The organism is Paenibacillus sp. EKM301P (genome assembly GCF_011800295.1).
GTDB classification, from domain to species: domain Bacteria; phylum Bacillota; class Bacilli; order Paenibacillales; family Paenibacillaceae; genus Paenibacillus; species Paenibacillus polymyxa.
In genome coordinates this window covers 41365-60156 of the sequence record NZ_JAALFM010000001.1, presented here as the reverse complement: position 1 = coordinate 60156, position 18792 = coordinate 41365, and the positions used below count along the sequence as shown (strand labels likewise).

The window sequence follows — 18792 nt, the reverse complement described above, 5'->3', positions numbered from 1 at the left end:
TTTTTGTAAATTAAAATGCCGAGCACTATTGCATTCTTGGAGCTAAACCCTGAAAATAAAGATGAAAAGAGATCAGAGCAATATCGTCAGAGGGGGAAGAGTTCAAGATGTGGGGTGCTCCTTTTTCTGCCAAGGCTAAGAAGATGCTACTGCTGGGTAGCGGCGAATTGGGAAAAGAAGTCATTATTGAAGCTCAGCGGCTTGGCGTGGAATGTATTGCTGTAGATCGCTATGAGCTGGCTCCAGCAATGCAGGTGGCCCATCGCTCTCACTGTCTGGATATGCAGGATGCTGAGGCGTTGAAGGCACTAATTCGCAAGGAACAGCCCGACATAATTGTACCTGAAATCGAAGCTATTGCTACGGGTGCTTTGGAAGAATTAGAGCAAGAGGGATTTCACGTAGTACCAACGGCACGGGCCGCTCGTCTTACGATGGACCGTGAGGGTATCCGCAGGTTGGCTGCCGAGAAATTACAGCTTCCGACTGCTGCCTACCGTTTTGCAGATGATTTTGAGCAGTTACGGTCGGCGGTTCAAGAGCTGGGCACGCCATGCGTGGTCAAACCCTTAATGAGTTCGTCGGGTAAAGGGCAGTCTGTATGCCGGACACTCGAAGACGCAGAATCCTGCTGGAATACGGCGCTGGAAGGCGCACGTGCCAAAACGACACGTGTCATTGTTGAAGCTTTTGTCCCGTTTGAGAGCGAAATCACCTTATTGACCGTCAGATCGGAATCAGGCACGACTTTTTGCCCACCGATTGGCCACATTCAAAAAGATGGGGATTATGTCGAATCCTGGCAGCCTCATGGCATGACGGACAAGCAGCTTTCGGAGGCGCAGGACATTGCCCGTACGATTACGGATGAACTGGGTGGTTACGGATTGTTTGGCGTAGAACTGTTTTTAACGGCTGATAGCGTCATATTCAGTGAAGTATCCCCGCGTCCGCATGATACAGGTATGGTGACCATGATTACGCAGGATTTGTCTGAATTTGCGCTTCATGTACGGGCAATTCTCGGATTCCCGGTGCCATCCGTCACGCTGCTTACACCAGGAGCTTCAGCTACCTTAAAGGCAGAAGTGGCTACGCGCGATTTCGCAATAAGCGGTCTGCATGATGCACTATTGCTACCCCGGACACAGGTGCGAGTGTTCGGGAAGCCTGAAACCAAGCCGGGACGCCGGATGGCTGTAGCGCTTAGCGCTGCAGAAGATGTGGAAACAGCACGGAAGACAGCCAAAGAAGCTGCCAATATGCTGAAAGTGGAGGTAAATCATGTCTAACAGTGTGATGATTCCAGTACTGACAATTCGTTCCGTAGAGCTTGGCGATTGTGAAGCCGTAACTGGACTACTCAGAGAAGTCGGATACCCGATGACTTGTGGTGTTATGAAAGAAGTTATGGGAACAGCGCAGGAGGACAGTCAAGCGAATATGATGGTTGCAGAAATGGATGGTCGTGTAGTCGGAGTAATCGGCATGCATACGGCTCAAAGCCTGGCCTATCCTGATCCTGCTGTACAAATCACCATGCTGGTCGTGAGCGGGGAGTATCGCGGCGAAGGCATTGGCAAGCGGTTGGTTGCTTGTGGTGAGGAGTGGGGGCGTGCGCAAGGATGCTATCATTTATTCATTACTGGAGCGAATAACCGCATCAAACAAGTAGAGGCCCGTGCTTTCTACAACCGAATCGGCTTTGAGAAGCAAGGCTACCGTTTCAGCAAAAAGCTTAGATAATCAGCTTGCAACAAACAATCTAATACTTAAAGCCTCACTATTTTTAACTTCGTCCTGTTCGCCATTGCCGAGCAGGACTATTTTTTTTCCAACTTTTATACCATTGATGATGCTATAAAACATGATATACTGCTAGAGTAAAGATTACAAAGTTGTAACCTGAGACGTTCACACCAAGGCACTTATACAACAAGGAGATGACGAAATGAAGAATATGTTGAAAAAAACACTGGTGATGGGAAGCCTAAGCGCCATTTTATCCGCAGGATTCATCGTTCCGGCATCAGCTTCACCAGCTGACGATTTATCTGCTCAATTACAACAGTGGTTTCAAAATAACGGATACACAGTCAATATGTCCAACGGGACGACGACAATAACAAAGACGGTCATTAAGGATTATTCTGAAAAGGACAAGGCTAAAACAAAAACAGCAAATCCTTCTTCTGGCAAGCAAACGACGAATCAGGGTAACCAAAAGGCTTCAAAGTCTGTTAACAAGCAACAGACCCAAACACAAAACACCAATTCAGGTGCAGGTCAGTCTACAGATTCTAATGCACAACTCAGCAAGTCTCAATTTGCAGCTGAGGTTGTAAAGCTTGTAAACAATGAGCGCAGTCAAAAAGGTCTGAAGCCCCTCACATCTAATGCGAAGCTTACAGAAGTAGCCTTAGCGAAGGCGAAGGACATGAGCACGAACAATTACTTTTCCCATACATCTCCGACTTACGGTTCACCCTTTGATATGATGAAAAAATTCGGTGTAACTTATACGTATGCGGGTGAGAATATTGCAATGGGACAAAAAACACCACAAGAAGTGATGAAGGCCTGGATGAATAGCCAGGGACATCGTGAAAATATCTTGAAGGCAGAATATACACAAATCGGTGTGGCTTACTACAATGGATATTGGGTACAAGAGTTCACACGTAACTAAGTTGATAGAGAAAACGTTCTAAACGTCATTTCTGTTTATAAAAAGATAGTGACGTACGTAATGTAAAGACCCGCTGACAACGTTCAGCGGGTCTTTTTATGTCGCTCATGTCACTTCAGGCATAAACCATTGCTCTATACCAGAAAAGACATAAGGGACGTGCTTATAGTATGATGACAGTAAGCTGAATGGATAACAGACTACTTTTGGAAAGCTAGGTGAACAAATGAGCTACGAAATCGTGCATGAAGGTGCTTTTGCTATGCTTAAGGTGCAGTTGAACCCCGGAGAAACCATTAAAGCAGAAATGGGAGCGATGGTTTCCATGTCTTCCAGTGTAGATATAAAGGGGACGGTAGACGGTGGGCTGTTACGTGGTTTAGGCAGAATGCTGAGCGGAGAAAAATTCTTTTTTCAAGAGCTGAGAGCAGCCCGGGGACCCGCTGAAGTACTGCTAGCCCCTGCAAGCATAGGTGATGTACAAGCAGTGGAACTGGATGGCACGTACAGGCTGTTGGTCCAAAAGGACGGTTTTTTGGCCTGTACGGAAGGGATTGAGGTTAGTACCAAAATGCAAAACCTGATGAAAGGTTTATTCTCCGGTGAAGGTTTTTTTATTGTAGAAATCAGTGGCCGCGGCACAGTATTCCTATCCTCATATGGAGCCATTCACCCCATTTATATCGCGCCAGGAGAGGAGCGTATTATTGATAATGCTCATCTAGTGGCATGGCCGGATTATATGGATTATAGAATTGAAAAGGCATCTAAAGGCTGGTTGTCCAGCGTAACGAGTGGGGAAGCTCTTGTATGTCGTTTTCGCGGTGAAGGAACGGTACTGATTCAAAGCCGAAATCCGGGTAGTTTTGGACAATGGATTAGAAGTTTCATCCCTGATAGCAAATAGTTTCTTTCGTCTGACTGCTGATGATAAGAAGGGATATTCGCACAAAAAGTATGACAGAAGGATGGGAGTTTTCCATCCTTTTTCAGTATGTTTATGGAAATTTATAAGGGATACTAAACCTTGATTTTCGCTTGAACCAGAACGGTTTATTTGCAAAATGACAGGAGAAGCTTTATGTTTATTTCACCAAGCTATCAGGAGGGAACACGAGTGAATTCATCAAAATGGATTTGGCGGTCTGTCGGTTCCGTTTCCATTGCCGCCACACTGCTATTATTGTACGGATTTATTGCAGCAGTACGAAGTATCACGGCTCCAGAGCCATTGGTAAGTACTCAACCTGTACAATCCGGTTCATCGCAGACACAAACTGCACCATCGGCTACTGCTCAGACGGGAGAGTTGCGCGTAGCTGCCATTGGCGATTCGCTAGCCAAAGGAACGGGGGATGACTCCGGAAGTGGTTTTGTGCGCCGGTCGGTGACTTTGTTAAATAATCAGGAAGGACATAAAGCTCAGCTCATAAATAATCTGGGGATTAATGGACTGACGACTCAAGGACTATTAACCAAGCTGGATGAGCCTGGTGTGTCTTATGTACTGAAGAAGGCTAATGTGATTATAGTTTCGATTGGCGGTAATGATTTATTTCAGGGCGCGCAGGCGGCTCAAACCGGCAAAGAGCCACCTACACTCAGTGGTTTGCGCAAAGCTCTGCCTGATGCAGCCAAACGTTTGCAAAAGGTGCTGACAAAGGTAGGAAAAATCAATCCGAATGCTAAAATTGTCTATGTTGGATTGTATAATCCATTCAGTGATCTGCAGGAAATGAAAATTCCCGGTAATCTTGTGGTAACCGAATGGAATATGGCGGCCATGGCAATTACCAACCAAAACAGTAACATGACGCTGGTTCCAACTTTCGATTTATTCGAGCAAAATTTGCCCGTCTATTTATCATCCGATCATTTTCATCCCAACGGACAGGGCTATCAGGCCATCGCTGAACGTATCGCACAAGGGTTTGCTGTTACCGCGACGAAGGATACCGATCATGTAAATCCTAAACAACAGTCTACAAGTAGCCAACCTGCAGAAGCGAAAAAGGGAGGGAACAAGTAATGAGCATCCAATCTGCTGACAAGACCGAGGCTGGCGTGACCCAAGATTCGGCATCCACAGATGCAGTGTCCAGTCTTCACTCCTCCAATCAGGTTGGTAGCGCAGACAGAGACGACAGCAATAATGAAATCGTGCTCTCTGTTCAGCATGTTAAGAAACGTATTAAACGCAAAATGATCATTCATGATGTAACATTCGACGTTCGTGCAGGTGAAATTTTCGGGTTTCTCGGCCCCAATGGAGCTGGAAAAACGACGACTATTCGTATGCTGGTCGATTTAATTAAGCCTACTAAAGGGACAATAACCGTATGCGGTCATAATGTAAATCGTGACCCTGAGCAGGCTTTACGGCATGTTGGTTCTATTGTGGAAAATCCAGAGGTGTACAGCTACCTAACAGGATGGGAAAATTTAGAGCATTTTGCCCGGATGCAGCCTGGTGTAGATGAACAGCGCATTCGCGAGGTGGTTGAGTTGGTTCGGCTCGATCGTCGCATCCATGATAAGGTAAGTACATATTCACTGGGGATGCGTCAGCGTCTTGGTATAGCTCAAGCCTTGCTCGGCAGACCGAAGCTACTCATTTTGGATGAGCCGACGAACGGACTAGACCCCAAGGGAATCAAAGAGATGAGAGCTTTTATCCGTTTGTTAGCGGCCGAAGGCATGGCTGTATTTGTTTCCAGCCATTTGCTTAGCGAGATCCAGCTGCTATGTGATCGTGTGGCAATTATAAGTCGGGGCAAGGTGCTAGCTGTTGGTGGGGTACGGGAACTGGTTGAGACTCACTCGCACATGGCTGTCTGGCAGCTGGAGCCCCGCGATCAGGGCCTTGCCCTATTGCAAAATTCTCCGTATGTGCAAATCATTACGAACGCCGATGAATTAATTGATGACAGCATTGTTGCAGGTAGCGGAGTCGATGCTATTTTTACAGAAATGGACGAAGAGCATATTGCGGAGCTGGTCGCACACATGACAGCTTCCGGTATTTCCGTTAAAGGTGTAACCAAAATCAATCCTACACTGGAGCAACTATTCCTGAAAATGACGGAAGGTGAGATACTTGAATAATATTTTACCGCTCGTACAAAATGAAACCCTGAAAATTATCAAGAAGAAACGATTTTATGTCATTTTACTTGTTTTGCTTGTGCTTGTGCCGATTTTTACGTACGCTCAGATGAAAGTGGCAGAAAACAATCGCGAAAAATTCGGTAACGATTGGCGTCTGGAACTGCGTCAGGCCATTACTGATAACCAAAACTCGCTCGGCAGCGATAGGGTTCCCGAGGAATGGAAGACCTACCGCCGGGTCTTTGTGCAACAGATGCAATATTATCTGGAAAATGACGTGAATCCTAATGAGCCGAGTGGCGTCACTTTTACCAGAGAGTTTATGGATAATTCCATAAATCTGTTCGTTCCGTTGTTGATCATGGCTATTGCTTCGGACCTGGTTTCAGGAGAACGGACAACAGGCACGATAAAAATGTTGCTAACTCGGCCGGTCAGGCGGTGGAAAATACTGCTGAGCAAGCTGCTGACACTGTATATGTTCGTTTCGCTCATCATTTTGGCCGTATTTGTCATAAGTTATCTCATATCAGGCTTGTTTTTTGGTTTTCGTGGTTTTAATGTTCCGGTATTTACCGGCTTTCAAATTGTTGGATCGACGGTGGATTTGTCTGCTGTACATGCCATTCCACAATGGCATTACCTGATGCTGCAAGCCGGATTGATTTGGTTTGTCAGTCTTGTGGTTGCTTCATTAGCCTTTATGGTATCTGTTCTGGTACGTAGTACAGCAGCAAGTATTGTGGTCATGATGGCTGCGCTCATTTCGGGCACTATACTGACCAACATGGCTTCATCATGGCAAAGCGCCAAATATTTATTTATGGTTAACCTCGGATTAACCGATTATTTATCTGGAAGCCCTGCCCCGATTGAGGGAATGACCCTGCCATTTTCTTTAGTTGTACTGGGCATTTGGGGGGCTGCGGCGTTGATTGCTTCATTCGCCGTCTTTACGAAACGGGATATATTGAATTAAAATGGACAAGGTAAAAGAAAACATCTGTTTGCATTTTTGGTGAAAACCATCAAGAATAAGGCAAAACACGGTTATGATTAGACAAAGGGGGAGCATGAATGGTCGACAAAATCGACTTGTCTGCGGGAGCTTCCAGTACACAGAACGGAGCTTCAGAATATGGCGCGGACGACATTCAAGTGCTCGAAGGGCTTGTGGCAGTTCGCAAACGGCCGGGCATGTACATCGGGAGCACCAGTTCTTCGGGACTGCATCATTTGGTATGGGAAATTGTAGACAACGCGGTGGATGAACATCTTGCCAAGTTTTGCTCTCGCATTGATATCACAATGCATAAGGACGGTTCTGTAACAGTATCAGACAACGGGCGCGGTATTCCTACGGGAATGCACAAAATGGGAATCCCTACGCCTCAAGTTGTATTCACCATTTTGCACGCCGGAGGTAAGTTTGGCGGTTCGGGATATAAAAAGTCCGGGGGTCTGCATGGGGTAGGTGCGTCTGTAACGAACGCTCTTTCGGAATGGCTTGAAGTGGAAATCTACCGGGACGGCAAGATTCACCGTCAGCGGTTTGAATATTGGCAGGACAAGAAGGGCGTGGAGCATGTCGGTGAACCGACCACAGGCCTTGAAGTGCTGGGCAATACTAACAAGACGGGTTCGAAAATTACATTTAAACCGGATATTCGCGTTTTTCAGTCAGGAATTCATTTTAACTATGATACGCTGGCTGAGCGTCTTCAGGAAATTGCTTTTCTGAATTCCGGCCTTCGTATTCAGCTTAAAGACGAACGCAGCGGAAAGTCAGATGAATATTTTTATGAGGGTGGAGCAAGTCAGTTTGTTTCTTTTTTGAATGAGGGCAAGGATGTACTGCATGATGTCATTCATTTTAATGCCGAGAAAGAAGACATTGAAGTGGAGATTGCCATCCAATACAATGCCGGCTACACAGAGACGATTGCTTCGTTCGTTAACTCCATTCCGACACGTGGCGGGGGTACGCATGAAACAGGCTTCAAAACCGCTTACACTCGTATCATGAACGACTATGCACGCAAAACAGCGATGTTGAAGGAAAAGGATAAAAACCTGGAGGGCAACGATCTACGTGAAGGTATGATGGCTGTAATCAGTGTCAAGATGGCCGAGGTTGAATTTGTCGGTCAGACAAAAGATCAGCTGGGTAGTGCTTCGGCGCGTAGTACAGTGGATGCCATCGTGTCTGAACAAATGCAGCGCTTTTTGGAGGAAAATCCACAGATAGCGCAAACCTTGATCAGAAAGGCAGTTCAAGCATCCAAAGCGCGTGAAGCTGCACGTAAGGCTCGGGACGAAATGCGTTCTGGCAAGAAACGTAGTGAAAGTTCTAATTTGAATGGCAAACTGTCGCCTGCGCAGTCTAAGGATTTTACACGTAATGAGTTATTTATCGTGGAAGGCGATTCGGCTGGAGGATCGGCCAAACAGGGACGGGATTCCAAAATTCAGGCGATTTTGCCACTAAAGGGCAAGCCGATGAATCCGGAAAAATCAAAGTTGGCGGATATTATGAAAAATGATGAGTACCGTGCTATTACGGCAGCGATTGGCGCGGGGGTAGGAACAGAGTTCACGCTGGAAGACAGCAATTATTCCAAAATCATCATTATGACCGATGCAGATACGGATGGCGCGCACATTCAAGTACTGTTGTTGACGTTCTTTTATCGGTATATGAAAGAACTCATTGATGCAGGACGCATATTTATTGCTCAGCCGCCATTGTATAAAATAACCCGCAAGTCGGGTAAGCTCGAAACGGTTCGTTATGCCTGGACTGACGAGCAGCTTGATAATTACTTAAAAGAGTTTGGACGGAATTTCGAGCTTCAACGTTATAAAGGACTCGGGGAGATGAACCCTGATCAGTTATGGGAAACGACAATGAATCCCGAGTCACGCACCCTGTTGCGCGTTCAGATTGAGGATGCTGCCAAAGCTGAACGCCGTGTGTCCACATTGATGGGTGATAAGGTGGATCCGCGTAAGCGCTGGATCGTGGAAAACGTGGATTTCACGGAATACGTAGAGTAGTGCTATTAAATGAGGTGTAGACATGAGCTTATCGGAGCAATTTTTGCCAGCTTATCTGGAGGAAATGGTCGGTGACCGCTTTGGCCGATATTCCAAATATATAATTCAGGATCGGGCGATCCCTGATGTACGGGATGGATTAAAGCCCGTACAACGCCGGATTCTGTACGCGATGTACGATTCGGGTAATACCCCGGAAAAAGCGTATCGCAAATCCGCCAAAACCGTTGGGGACGTTATGGGTAATTACCATCCTCACGGTGATTCATCTATTTACGATGGGATGGTACGGATGGCGCAGCCTTGGAAAATGAGCCACGTACTGGTGGATGGCCACGGCAACTGGGGTTCTCAGGACGACGATCCTGCGGCAGCTATGCGTTACACGGAGGCACGTTTGTCTCCGATTGCAATGGAAATGCTACGTGATATCGAAAAACGTACGGTTTTGTTCAAGGATAACTTTGATAACTCGGCAAAGGAACCCGTCGTGCTGCCCTCCCGTTATCCTAATCTGTTGGTAAACGGATCTAGCGGGATTTCAGCGGGGTTTGCAACGGAAATTCCAACTCATAGCTTGCGTGAGGTGATTGACGCCACCATCGCAGTGATGGAAAAGCCGCAGATCGAACTGGAAGAGATTATGACCTTTATAAAAGGCCCAGATTTTCCGACTGGCGGACTCATTATGGGTGGCGAAGGCATCAAGGATGCATACAGAACAGGCAAAGGACGCATTTATATCCGTTCCAAAACGGAAATTCAGTCTTTGCGTGGAGGCAAGCAGCAACTGGTTATTACAGAGATTCCATACCAGGTTGTTAAATCCAGGCTCGTAACCGCTATGGAGAACATCCGTCTGGAGAAAAAGGTAGAAGGGATTGCCGAAGTTCGTGACGAGAGTGGACGAAATGGCCTGCGTATTGTTGTCGAGCTGAAGAAGGAAGCGGATGCGGAAGGTATTTTGGCATATCTGCTGAAAAAAACCGATCTCCAGGTGGCTTATAACTTCAATATGGTAGCCATCGTAAACAAAGCGCCGCACCAGCTTGGACTAAAATCCATTTTAGAAGCGTATATTGCTCACCAGCGTGAAGTTGTCACAAATCGCATTAAGTTTGAGCTGGAAAAGGCGGAGGACCGCGCACATGTACTGGAAGGTTTGGTCAAGGCGCTGAACATTCTGGATGAAGTCATCGCGGCTATTAAAGCTTCCAAAAATCGTCAGGATGCACAAAATAATTTGCAATGGATGTTTGGCTTTAGTGAACGGCAGGCGGATTCCATTTTGACTCTGCAATTGTACCGTCTTACGAATCTTGAAATTACCACCCTCGAAAAAGAACTTGCTGACATTCAGAAGAAAATTACTCAATACCGTTCTATTCTGGAAAGTGACCGCAAGCTGATCAGTCTGATCCGCAAAGAGTTGCTGGAAATTCGTGAAAAGTACGGCATTGACCGTCGTTCGGAAATACAGGGTGAAGTAGAAGAGATTAAGGTAAATCTGGAGGTCATGGTTGCGGCAGAGGATGTATTGCTAACTCTCTCGAAAGATGGCTATGTGAAACGTACGAGTATGCTGTCGTTCACTCGTTCTGGCGGGGATCGTTCAAATTCCGGAGTTAAAGAAGGGGACTACATTACTCAGTTCCTTGACGTGAATACACTCGATGTGCTGCTCGTCTTCACCCAGCGTGGACAATACTTTTTGCTGCCTGTGCATCAGATACCGGAGTATAAGTGGAAAGAGCCGGGCACTCCAATCGTCAATGTCATTTCGCTATCGAAGGAAGATCGAATCGTAAGTGTTATTCCGATCAAAAATATAGAGGAAATCGGCAAAAGCCTGGTGTTTGTAACAAAGAAAGGGCAAGTCAAACGAACGGAACTTACAGAATATGCCACAAAGCGTTCCAGTGCTGTAGCAGCCTGCAAGGTGGCTGGCGACGATGAGATATTATCAGTAACATTAAGCGACAATAGCAAAGATATTATGTTGATTACCCGTGCGGGGATGAGCATACGCTTCAAGGAGCAAGAGGTTAATGCCATGGGCCGCGTTTCAGCGGGGGTCAAAGGTATACAACTGGCGGAAGGCGATGAAATTGTCGCAGCACTATGGGTAGAAGAAGACGAAGGAGAGGTGCTGGTACTAACCGAATCCGGTTATGGTAAGCGTACGCTTCTGCTGGATTATCCTTCTCAGGGAAGAGGCGGTAAAGGAATCAGCACCTTCGAATTCAAGGAAGGCAAGCGGGTGCGTTCGAACGGAACTCGAATTGTGGCTGCTTTCTACTGTCGTGAAGCTGTTCAATTATTTGTCATCACATCAGAAGGACAGACGATGTCCTTCCTTTCGGAAAAAGCTCCTTTATCCGATCGCAAGGATACAGGCAAACTGCTGGCTCCGGTGGAGAAGAAGGACGAAATTGTAAATGTGCTGCCGCGTAGTGAGCCTCAGAGTTCGCAGACAGTAGAATAATTGTAAAGTCAAGCGTTTTTTAGCTCGAAAAAGAGGGGTCCTCACGTGCCATTCCAGCACGAATGAGGACCTTTTTGCCGTCATGCTGTCGAACCTTGACCTGTCTCCAAATCCGAAGTGAGACTTCCTTCCCCTTTTCATTTGATGCTCCAAAAACGGCAGGAAACTGAGGAGAAATGGCGAAAATTTAATGTGATGAAATACAATCCGGACGGTGGCCCATATGGTAACTTTGATGCTTTTACTGACCCTGTTATTCAAAGGAGTGAGGCAAAATGCAAACGACCGAATTTGCAAAAATCTGGTCCAGAATGGCTAAGGATTACAAGGTTCATATGGAGCAGCAACTAGCTCCATCACTAACGGAGGCTCAACTCACGGTGCTGGAGGTTCTGAACGAATACGGACGCATGAAGCCGTCTCAACTAATCCCATATCTCGCCACCACACCTGCGGCAGTTACGATGCTATTGGACCGGATGGAGCGGAATCGACTGGTCACCCGGTTCAGAGACGTAAAGGACCGTAGAATTGTATGGATTGTTATTTCAGATCAAGGCAGAGAAGAAGTGGAGCGCGGATTGCAAATTCGCGACGATTTTCTGGGTTCTGCGCTTAACCGAATATCTCAGCACAATCAGAATTTGCTGGTTTATTTGTTGGGGAAAATTACAATGAAGACGAAAGCGGCTGTATCAGCCAGTGAAGATGAGGGAATAAAGGAACAAATAGAGCGAGCAGAATAGCTAATTAGTGGATACATGGAATGTAGCTGTACACAGCAGATTAGCTTTCTAAGGGAATAGAAATGCGCGGATAGATGCCGATCCTGGTATCATTTCCGCGCTTTTTTGTGTCCCAAGTATAGGTAGTGTTTGGGGGAATGTTGACATTTACATAAGAGATGATAAAATAATAGTTATAAATAAATAACAATTCGTATACAAATAGTTACTAGTTTATGTATATGGGTAATGAATATGTATGGGGAAGAAGGATGGTTCTAGTGAGCGACAGAGAGGAAGACAGACTAGAGGTGTATCGGATTATTCAATCGGTAAGGGAGGTTAACAAGACGATATTTTATGCTTTCTGGAACGAGGAGCAGCATTTGGATCTAACGGCCATTCAGCACATGGCTTTGGCCATTCTGAATAAACGCCCCAATATTGGGTTATCCGAGCTGGCAGAGATAGCTCATGTGGGAAGCAGCTCTATGAGCGGGGTGGTTGACCGCTTGACCAAGGCGGGATATATCGCTCGCGGACGGCATGAGCATGATCGCAGATCTTTAGTACTGACGCTTACGCCAGAAGGAAAAGATATAATGCAAAAGGTAGACTCCATGTGGATGGAGCGCGTCTTGCCAATTCTGGATATCCCGAAGGAGCAGCTAGAGTTGCTCTTGGATGTTCATAAACAAATGATCATGAAATTAACACCGAAGGGAATGAATCAACTTGAGCAGTCCTCAAATGACACTACCAGGTAATGTCCGCAGAGCACCCATTGTGGCCGCTCTGTTGATTGGCGCAATTGTTGCAATTTTAAACCAGACATTGATAAGTGTGGCTTTACCGAAAATGATGAGTGATCTGAATGTAGATGCCAATATAGCTCAGTGGCTTAGCACAGGCTTTATGCTCGTGAACGGGGTATTGATCCCGGTGACCGCATTCCTGATTGCCCGTTTCTCTACTCGTAAATTGTTTATTAGTGCAATGACTATTTTTTCAATCGGCACGCTGTTATGTGCAATAGCGCCGAGTTTTAGTATATTGCTGATCGGTCGGCTTATTCAGGCTGCGGGTGCAGGGATTATGATGCCATTAATGATGGTCGTTATCTTGAACATCTACCCAATAGAGCGTCGTGGCCGTGCAATGGGAACGCTGGGACTTGCGATGGGGTTTGCTCCAGCCATTGGACCAACCTTATCTGGTTATATAGTCCAGCACTATGACTGGCGAGTATTGTTCTGGATCATCTTGCCGATTTCCGTGATTTCGATTGTGATCGGATTTATTTTTCTGAAAAATGTAACCGAGCAGTCCAAGCCTAAGCTGGACATTCTCAGTGTTATTTTGTCTACACTCGGTTTTGGTGGGCTGTTATACGGCTTTAGTGATGCTGGAACATCGGGTTGGGGGAGTATTCCAGTCCTGTCTACACTCATCGTCGGGACGATTGCGCTTATTTTATTTATTGTCCGACAACTGAAGGTAGATGAGCCTATGCTGGAGTTTCGTATCTTTAAATACGATGTGTACAGCTTGACGACAATCATTAATGTTATTGTGACGATGGCTCTGTACGCCGGTATGATATTGCTTCCAATTTATTTGCAAAATATTCGCGGATTTACACCGCTCCAGTCTGGTATGCTAATGTTACCAGGAGCGATTCTGATGGGGGTCATGTCTCCTGTGACGGGGGCTATTTTTGACCGAATTGGAGCGCGCTGGCTGTCTGTAATTGGGTTGTTGATCATGACTGTAACGACTTGGGAATTTACACGTTTAACCGAATCAACCACCTATATGACACTGTTAATCAATTATACGGTACGAATGTTCGGGATGTCATTGCTGATGATGCCGATCCAAACGGCCGGACTGAATCAGCTTCCACAACGATTAAATGCCCATGGTACGGCGATGGGCAATACGCTACGTATGATTTCGGGCTCGATTGGGACAGCAATTCTAGTGACGGTGATGTCTACTCAAACCAGCAATCGTTTGACCACGATGGTTGCATCCGAGGGACTGAACGTTACGGACAAAGCGGGAATGCTGGCTGCTAGCAATCAAGCTACGATCTACGGTATTAACTCGGCATTTATCATTGCAACACTATTGAGCGTGACAGCTTTGGTATTGGCGTTTTTTATCAAAAATACGAATGCACAAAACGCTCGTGCCCGTCAACAGCTGGTGAACAGCGAGAAGGGGAAGACCATGGCTTCCTCATCATAAGCATGGATACATTTTCATTTGATTTCTGTGCAAAAAGAGAACCCGCATTGCATGTTTGTTTACATGCAGTGCGGGTTCTTAGTGGTAAGTCTACTCAATTATCCGAAGTAATCATTGTATCATAAAGCGACAAGGGCCACTCACTCCAAGGAAATTGGACAGGAGGCAGTGAGTGGAAGCTCATTGCTTCCTTGCTGACCGGATGCGGTGCTCCAGCGAGCAAGGACCAGAGGGCCAGTTGTTGACCGGGGCGGCTCAGATTACCGCCATATTTTTGGTCCCCATAGAGGGGACAGCCGATTGCCTGCATCTGTACACGAATTTGGTGCGAGCGTCCGGTGTGCAGCTTAATTTTCACAAGACTGAGTCCAGCAGTTTGCCCGACAACCTGGTATTCCAAAATGGCTTCCTTGGCACCAGCCGTGCCGGGTCGAACCGTTTTGACCGTGTTGGTACGGCTGTCCTTAAGCAGGTAATGGGTTAGACGGCCTTGGAGAGCCTCAGGAACGCCATTCAGAACAGCTGTATACAGCTTGTAAAAATGACGGCTTCGAACCGATTCTGACAAACGAGAAGCTGCTTTGGACGTTTTAGCAAAAATCATGGCTCCACCTACAGGTCGATCCAGCCTGTGCACTAAACCCAAAAAGACGTTACCAGGCTTATTGTGTCTGATTTTCAGATCTTCCTTGAGTAAAGACAGCAGATCGGGATCGCCGCTGGCATCCTCCTGTGTCGGAACATTGACAGGCTTTACAACCGCCAGGACATGATTGTCCTCATATAGGACGGGAATATTCGGCTGTGCATGCTCTTGCCGAGTAAGTTCATCTTGATTCATAAGAGGAATTAAGCCTCCCAGCGTCCGAGAATACCACAAGGCAAATTCAATCCAGAGCGTGTGATCGGCAATCCGATTTCACCGGCGCTAATTTGTCCGCCATACTTTTGTTGCATCGTCATGCTCAGCATGTTACGCAATACAGTAGGTGAAATACCTGTCGTGTAGGAGTTGATCAGCATAAACAAGGGTTGGTCCGAAATGATGCTCATGCAGGATTCGAGAAATGGATATAAGCTTTCTTCAAGCTTCCAGGTTTCTCCGTTAGGTCCGCGTCCATAAGAAGGAGGGTCCATAATAATGGCATCATAACGGTTGCCCCGACGTTGTTCCCGTTGCACAAACTTGAACACGTCGTCTGTAATGAAGCGTACCGGTCGGTCAGCCAGACCGGACAATTGAACGTTTTCCTTTGCCCACTGCACCATACCTTTGGCTGCATCCACGTGAACTACACTGGCTCCGGCATACGCTGCGGCAGTAGTGGCTCCTCCCGTGTATGCAAACAGGTTCAATACGGAAATGGGTCTACCTGCGCCTTTAATTTTATCCATCATCCAGCTCCAGTTGGCGGCTTGCTCTGGGAAAAGACCAGTATGCTTAAAGCTGGTCGGTTTAATGTGGAATTTAAGCGGTCCATAGCTAATCGTCCAACGCTCGGGGATAGGCTTTTTCATATCCCATTGGCCGCCCCCGGAAGAGCTGCGGTGATAATGCCCATGAACATTACGCCATTCGGCTGTTTCCTGGGTCAAAGGCCATATGATTTGCGGATCGGGACGACGCAGGACAATATTACCCCAACGTTCCAGCTTTTCACCACCGCCTGTATCCATTACTTCATAGTCTTTCCACTCTTGTGCTACATACATGTACAATCCATCCTTCAGCAGTCAATTCGGGATTTAGGCAGCAAGCTGCGCAAATCCCCACATGGAGTCTATTGTACAACAAACCTTAGCAACAATCGAATGATTCCATGAATAAGTAAGTAGTTAGAAGGAGCAAAAATATTTTTTCGAATACACTTGTAATTAGAGCGCTTTCATATTAAAATGAAATCAATCCCACTTGTACGTACAACTCTCCCGATTTTCATTCTATTTATGAAAAGAAGAATTGGTTGTACGTACATAATATTTTACAACAATCCATAGTTTTTTAATAGTGAACAGTCGCATATAATGCGACTTTTTTACGTATATGTTTAACAAAATACATTTCATGCTTAAAATTTTTATTTGACAATGAGAATCATTATCAAATATTATTTGATTAATAGGGAGTGAAAGCATCCCATATTTCAAATAAAGGTGAGGGATGAACTTGGGTAAAATCATGATTGCTTATGCTAGCATGACCGGTAATACAGAGGAAATCGCGGAATTGATCGCCGAGGGTGTTCGTCAGGCAGGGCATGAGGCAGAGTTGAAGGCTTCGTATGATTGCAGCGCGCAAGAATTGCTCGCATATGACGGATTCCTGTTGGGTGTATATACATGGGGAGATGGTGAGCTTCCTGATGAATTTTTAGATTTTTACGAGGAACTAGACGAGCTTGATCTGTCTGGTAAAAAGACTGCTGTATTTGGCAGTGGAGATACATCTTATACACAATTCTGTGGCGCAGTGGACTTGGTAGAGGAAAAAGTCAAAGAACGCGGCGCATCAGTCATTCAGGAGAGTTTGAAGATTGAATTCAATCCACTCGATGATGAGAAGGAGAATTGCCGAGCTTACGGAAGACAATTTGCGCAGGCTGGCATTGGAGTGTCCTGAGAAGAGAGTGAGGGATAGGTATGCGCAATAGCGATAGCTTAAGCGGCTTTCCTCTTCTGCACGACTATCAGCTTGAAGAGATGTGGAGAACTCCGCAGTCAATCCATCAATCACAGAGAAAACGAGGGCGTGAGGGTTGGAATTGGCGGCAAAGGGTTCAATATGCGATAGGGCATGCGCTGAACGAATACTTTGGAATGGAAGTAGAGGTACGGCGAGAAGTCCCTGTTCAGTATGTGCTGGAGAAGTGGTGGCCTAAGCAGTCGAACAGTTTTGAATTTTTGTTCCATTACTGGGATGTCAAAAATAAAGTGTCAGGCGAGTTGTCAAAAATATGTGCCTTAAATAATGACTTATTGGTGCCTGTGATGTTGTATGAACAATTTTGTACAGCGGTACCTGAGTTGGAGGTCGATATTTCGCTGATTATTCAGGCAGCCTGGCAACAATCAGAACAAGCGGATTCATTGCTGATTCAAAAGTATATGGTGGACTACAACCCTAACGTTATTAGTACATTTCATCATTTAACAAATGTATTTTGTTATTATGCATTTGGAGCTCTTCCTCAGCTTATCGAAGTATACTGTCTGCTAGAAGGGAAGAAGGTTCGTTTTCTTCCTGGTTCGGCTTCTTTACAGCAATCTTTGGATTACGTACGACTACTAAAAGACTCCAGAGAGGATATGCATGGTACGGCAGAACGCTGTCGTTGCAGGGGATGTATGGGGCAGCAAGCTTCTCAGCAGAACAGAGCGAATAAGGACAAAAAGGAAGAGCGGGAGGCGAAAAACTGTAGGGATCGGTCAGTTGGACCTACGCTTTTCTCTTAGGAGTATTGTATGAACCTTTAAATGTAAACTATCCCTTTTCATGAAAGAGCCTTGGAAACAAGGTTCTTTTTTGTGAAAAAAAATTCTGAAAAAACTGAAAATATATATTGCCTGAATAGATAAATATATCTATAATATTTCAATGTACAATAGTTATATGAAAATATTTAAATATAATGAAGACGGTTTGTGGACTATGGATCAGCTTGTCCTACGTACATAAATAAGTCCTGTCTTGTGCATGGCTTGCTGCCATGTGTTTATTTATGCTCTACATTTGGTTTAATGGCCTAATATTTCAATTTTAAAATATTAGCGTTGAATAATAAAAATTTTTTGGACAACAGGGGTGGAACAAGTGAGTAAGAAAACTGTATTGCCGATTCTCATCGTGCTGCTCATTCTGAGTGGTGGAGCTATTGGCTACTATTATTGGTATCAGGCAACACACTTTGTCAAAAGTGACGATGCGCGCATTCAAGCCGATCAGTATAAGGTAATGCCGCAAATCTCCGGTGAGATTAGCCACATTGATGTTGAAGAAGGCGATGTGCTGCAACGCAATGAACCGATTGCCGAGCAAGATGTATCAGGACTGGATGCAAGCATGATCAGCAAGTCTGTACTGCGTGCGCCGATTAACGGAACTGTTATTAAGATTTATTCGAAAGAGCACGAAATTGGAACACCGGGTAGTGCTGTAGCGACTATGGTTGATATGAACAACCTGTATGTATCCACGAATATTGAAGAAACCGATATTAACCGTATTAAACCAGGACAGCTTGTTGACATTACGCTTGATGCAGCAGGCGATCAGGTCATTCAGGGTAAGGTTCGTAAAGTGGGCGAAGCTTCCAATGCAGTGTTTTCGCTCGTTCCTGCTGTGAACACAAGTGGTAACTTTAATAAGGTGACTCAACGTGTACCTGTAGAAATTGCTGTGAACAAGCCGAAGGACATGAAGCTTATCCCTGGGACGAACGTGGAAGTAAAAATTCATACATCTTAAAAAGGAGGGG

Annotated in this window: 17 protein-coding genes; 15 read left to right on the top strand and 2 right to left on the bottom strand. The window is 45.7% G+C overall.

Going from position 1 to position 18792, the window contains the following annotated elements:
- Nucleotides 1–107: 107 nt before the first annotated feature.
- From purT to HFD99_RS00220, 12 genes are all read left to right on the top strand, one after another.
- Nucleotides 108–1292: a formate-dependent phosphoribosylglycinamide formyltransferase gene (gene purT, locus HFD99_RS00275; RefSeq protein WP_016822131.1), complete on the top strand. Its 1185-nt coding sequence runs from the start codon at nt 108–110 to the stop codon at nt 1290–1292.
- On the top strand, nt 1285–1746 hold the full coding sequence (locus tag HFD99_RS00270; protein WP_016822130.1) for a GNAT family N-acetyltransferase: 462 nt from the start codon (nt 1285–1287) through the stop codon (nt 1744–1746). Before purT ends, HFD99_RS00270 begins: the two co-directional genes overlap by 8 nt.
- A 205-nt stretch (nt 1747–1951) precedes the next feature.
- The gene (locus tag HFD99_RS00265) at nt 1952–2689 is read left to right on the top strand and encodes a CAP domain-containing protein (RefSeq protein WP_016822129.1); all 738 of its coding nucleotides are present in this window, start codon (nt 1952–1954) and stop codon (nt 2687–2689) included.
- A 226-nt stretch (nt 2690–2915) separates the two neighbouring features.
- Nucleotides 2916–3596, top strand: coding sequence for a TIGR00266 family protein (locus tag HFD99_RS00260; RefSeq protein ID WP_016822128.1), 681 nt, complete (start codon nt 2916–2918; stop codon nt 3594–3596).
- A 174-nt stretch (nt 3597–3770) separates the two neighbouring features.
- Complete coding sequence (locus HFD99_RS00255) at nt 3771–4718, top strand: GDSL-type esterase/lipase family protein (RefSeq protein ID WP_039269055.1); 948 nt, start codon at nt 3771–3773, stop codon at nt 4716–4718.
- The gene (locus HFD99_RS00250) at nt 4718–5794 is read left to right on the top strand and encodes an ABC transporter ATP-binding protein (protein ID WP_025365086.1); all 1077 of its coding nucleotides are present in this window, start codon (nt 4718–4720) and stop codon (nt 5792–5794) included. The genes HFD99_RS00255 and HFD99_RS00250 overlap by 1 nt, the downstream gene beginning before the upstream one ends.
- A complete protein-coding gene (locus HFD99_RS00245) occupies nt 5787–6776 on the top strand; it encodes an ABC transporter permease (protein ID WP_025365085.1) in 990 nt (329 codons plus the stop codon). The genes HFD99_RS00250 and HFD99_RS00245 overlap by 8 nt, the downstream gene beginning before the upstream one ends.
- Before the next feature lie 98 nt (nt 6777–6874).
- Nucleotides 6875–8854 (top strand): DNA topoisomerase IV subunit B, encoded by a 1980-nt coding sequence (gene parE / locus HFD99_RS00240; protein WP_017427592.1) that lies wholly within the window; start codon nt 6875–6877, stop codon nt 8852–8854.
- A 22-nt stretch (nt 8855–8876) separates the two neighbouring features.
- Complete coding sequence (gene gyrA / locus HFD99_RS00235; protein WP_123797322.1) at nt 8877–11339, top strand: DNA gyrase subunit A; 2463 nt, start codon at nt 8877–8879, stop codon at nt 11337–11339.
- Between the two features lie 275 nt (nt 11340–11614).
- On the top strand, nt 11615–12085 hold the full coding sequence (locus tag HFD99_RS00230; protein WP_123797321.1) for a MarR family winged helix-turn-helix transcriptional regulator: 471 nt from the start codon (nt 11615–11617) through the stop codon (nt 12083–12085).
- Nucleotides 12086–12345: 260 nt separating this feature from the next.
- A complete protein-coding gene (locus HFD99_RS00225; RefSeq protein WP_016822122.1) occupies nt 12346–12831 on the top strand; it encodes a MarR family winged helix-turn-helix transcriptional regulator in 486 nt (161 codons plus the stop codon).
- A complete protein-coding gene (locus HFD99_RS00220) occupies nt 12815–14317 on the top strand; it encodes a DHA2 family efflux MFS transporter permease subunit (protein WP_016822121.1) in 1503 nt (500 codons plus the stop codon). Before HFD99_RS00225 ends, HFD99_RS00220 begins: the two co-directional genes overlap by 17 nt.
- A gap of 94 nt (nt 14318–14411) precedes the next feature.
- Here HFD99_RS00220 and HFD99_RS00215 read toward each other — a convergent pair whose 3' ends face one another.
- Nucleotides 14412–15158, bottom strand: coding sequence for an RluA family pseudouridine synthase (locus tag HFD99_RS00215; RefSeq protein WP_016822120.1), 747 nt, complete (start codon nt 15156–15158; stop codon nt 14412–14414).
- An 8-nt stretch (nt 15159–15166) separates the two neighbouring features.
- On the bottom strand, nt 15167–16030 hold the full coding sequence (locus HFD99_RS00210) for a class I SAM-dependent methyltransferase (protein WP_013371574.1): 864 nt from the start codon (nt 16028–16030) through the stop codon (nt 15167–15169).
- Nucleotides 16031–16478: 448 nt separating this feature from the next.
- Between HFD99_RS00210 and HFD99_RS00205 the strand changes: the two genes are divergently transcribed.
- The 3 genes from HFD99_RS00205 to HFD99_RS00195 all read left to right on the top strand — a co-directional run bounded on the left by HFD99_RS00205 (nt 16479) and on the right by HFD99_RS00195 (nt 18782).
- The gene (locus tag HFD99_RS00205) at nt 16479–16937 is read left to right on the top strand and encodes a flavodoxin (protein WP_016822119.1); all 459 of its coding nucleotides are present in this window, start codon (nt 16479–16481) and stop codon (nt 16935–16937) included.
- A 20-nt stretch (nt 16938–16957) separates the two neighbouring features.
- Entirely contained in the window at nt 16958–17770 is an 813-nt protein-coding gene (locus tag HFD99_RS00200) for a hypothetical protein (RefSeq protein ID WP_123797320.1), read from the top strand.
- A gap of 358 nt (nt 17771–18128) precedes the next feature.
- Complete coding sequence (locus HFD99_RS00195; protein WP_013371571.1) at nt 18129–18782, top strand: HlyD family secretion protein; 654 nt, start codon at nt 18129–18131, stop codon at nt 18780–18782.
- Nucleotides 18783–18792 lie beyond the last annotated feature (10 nt).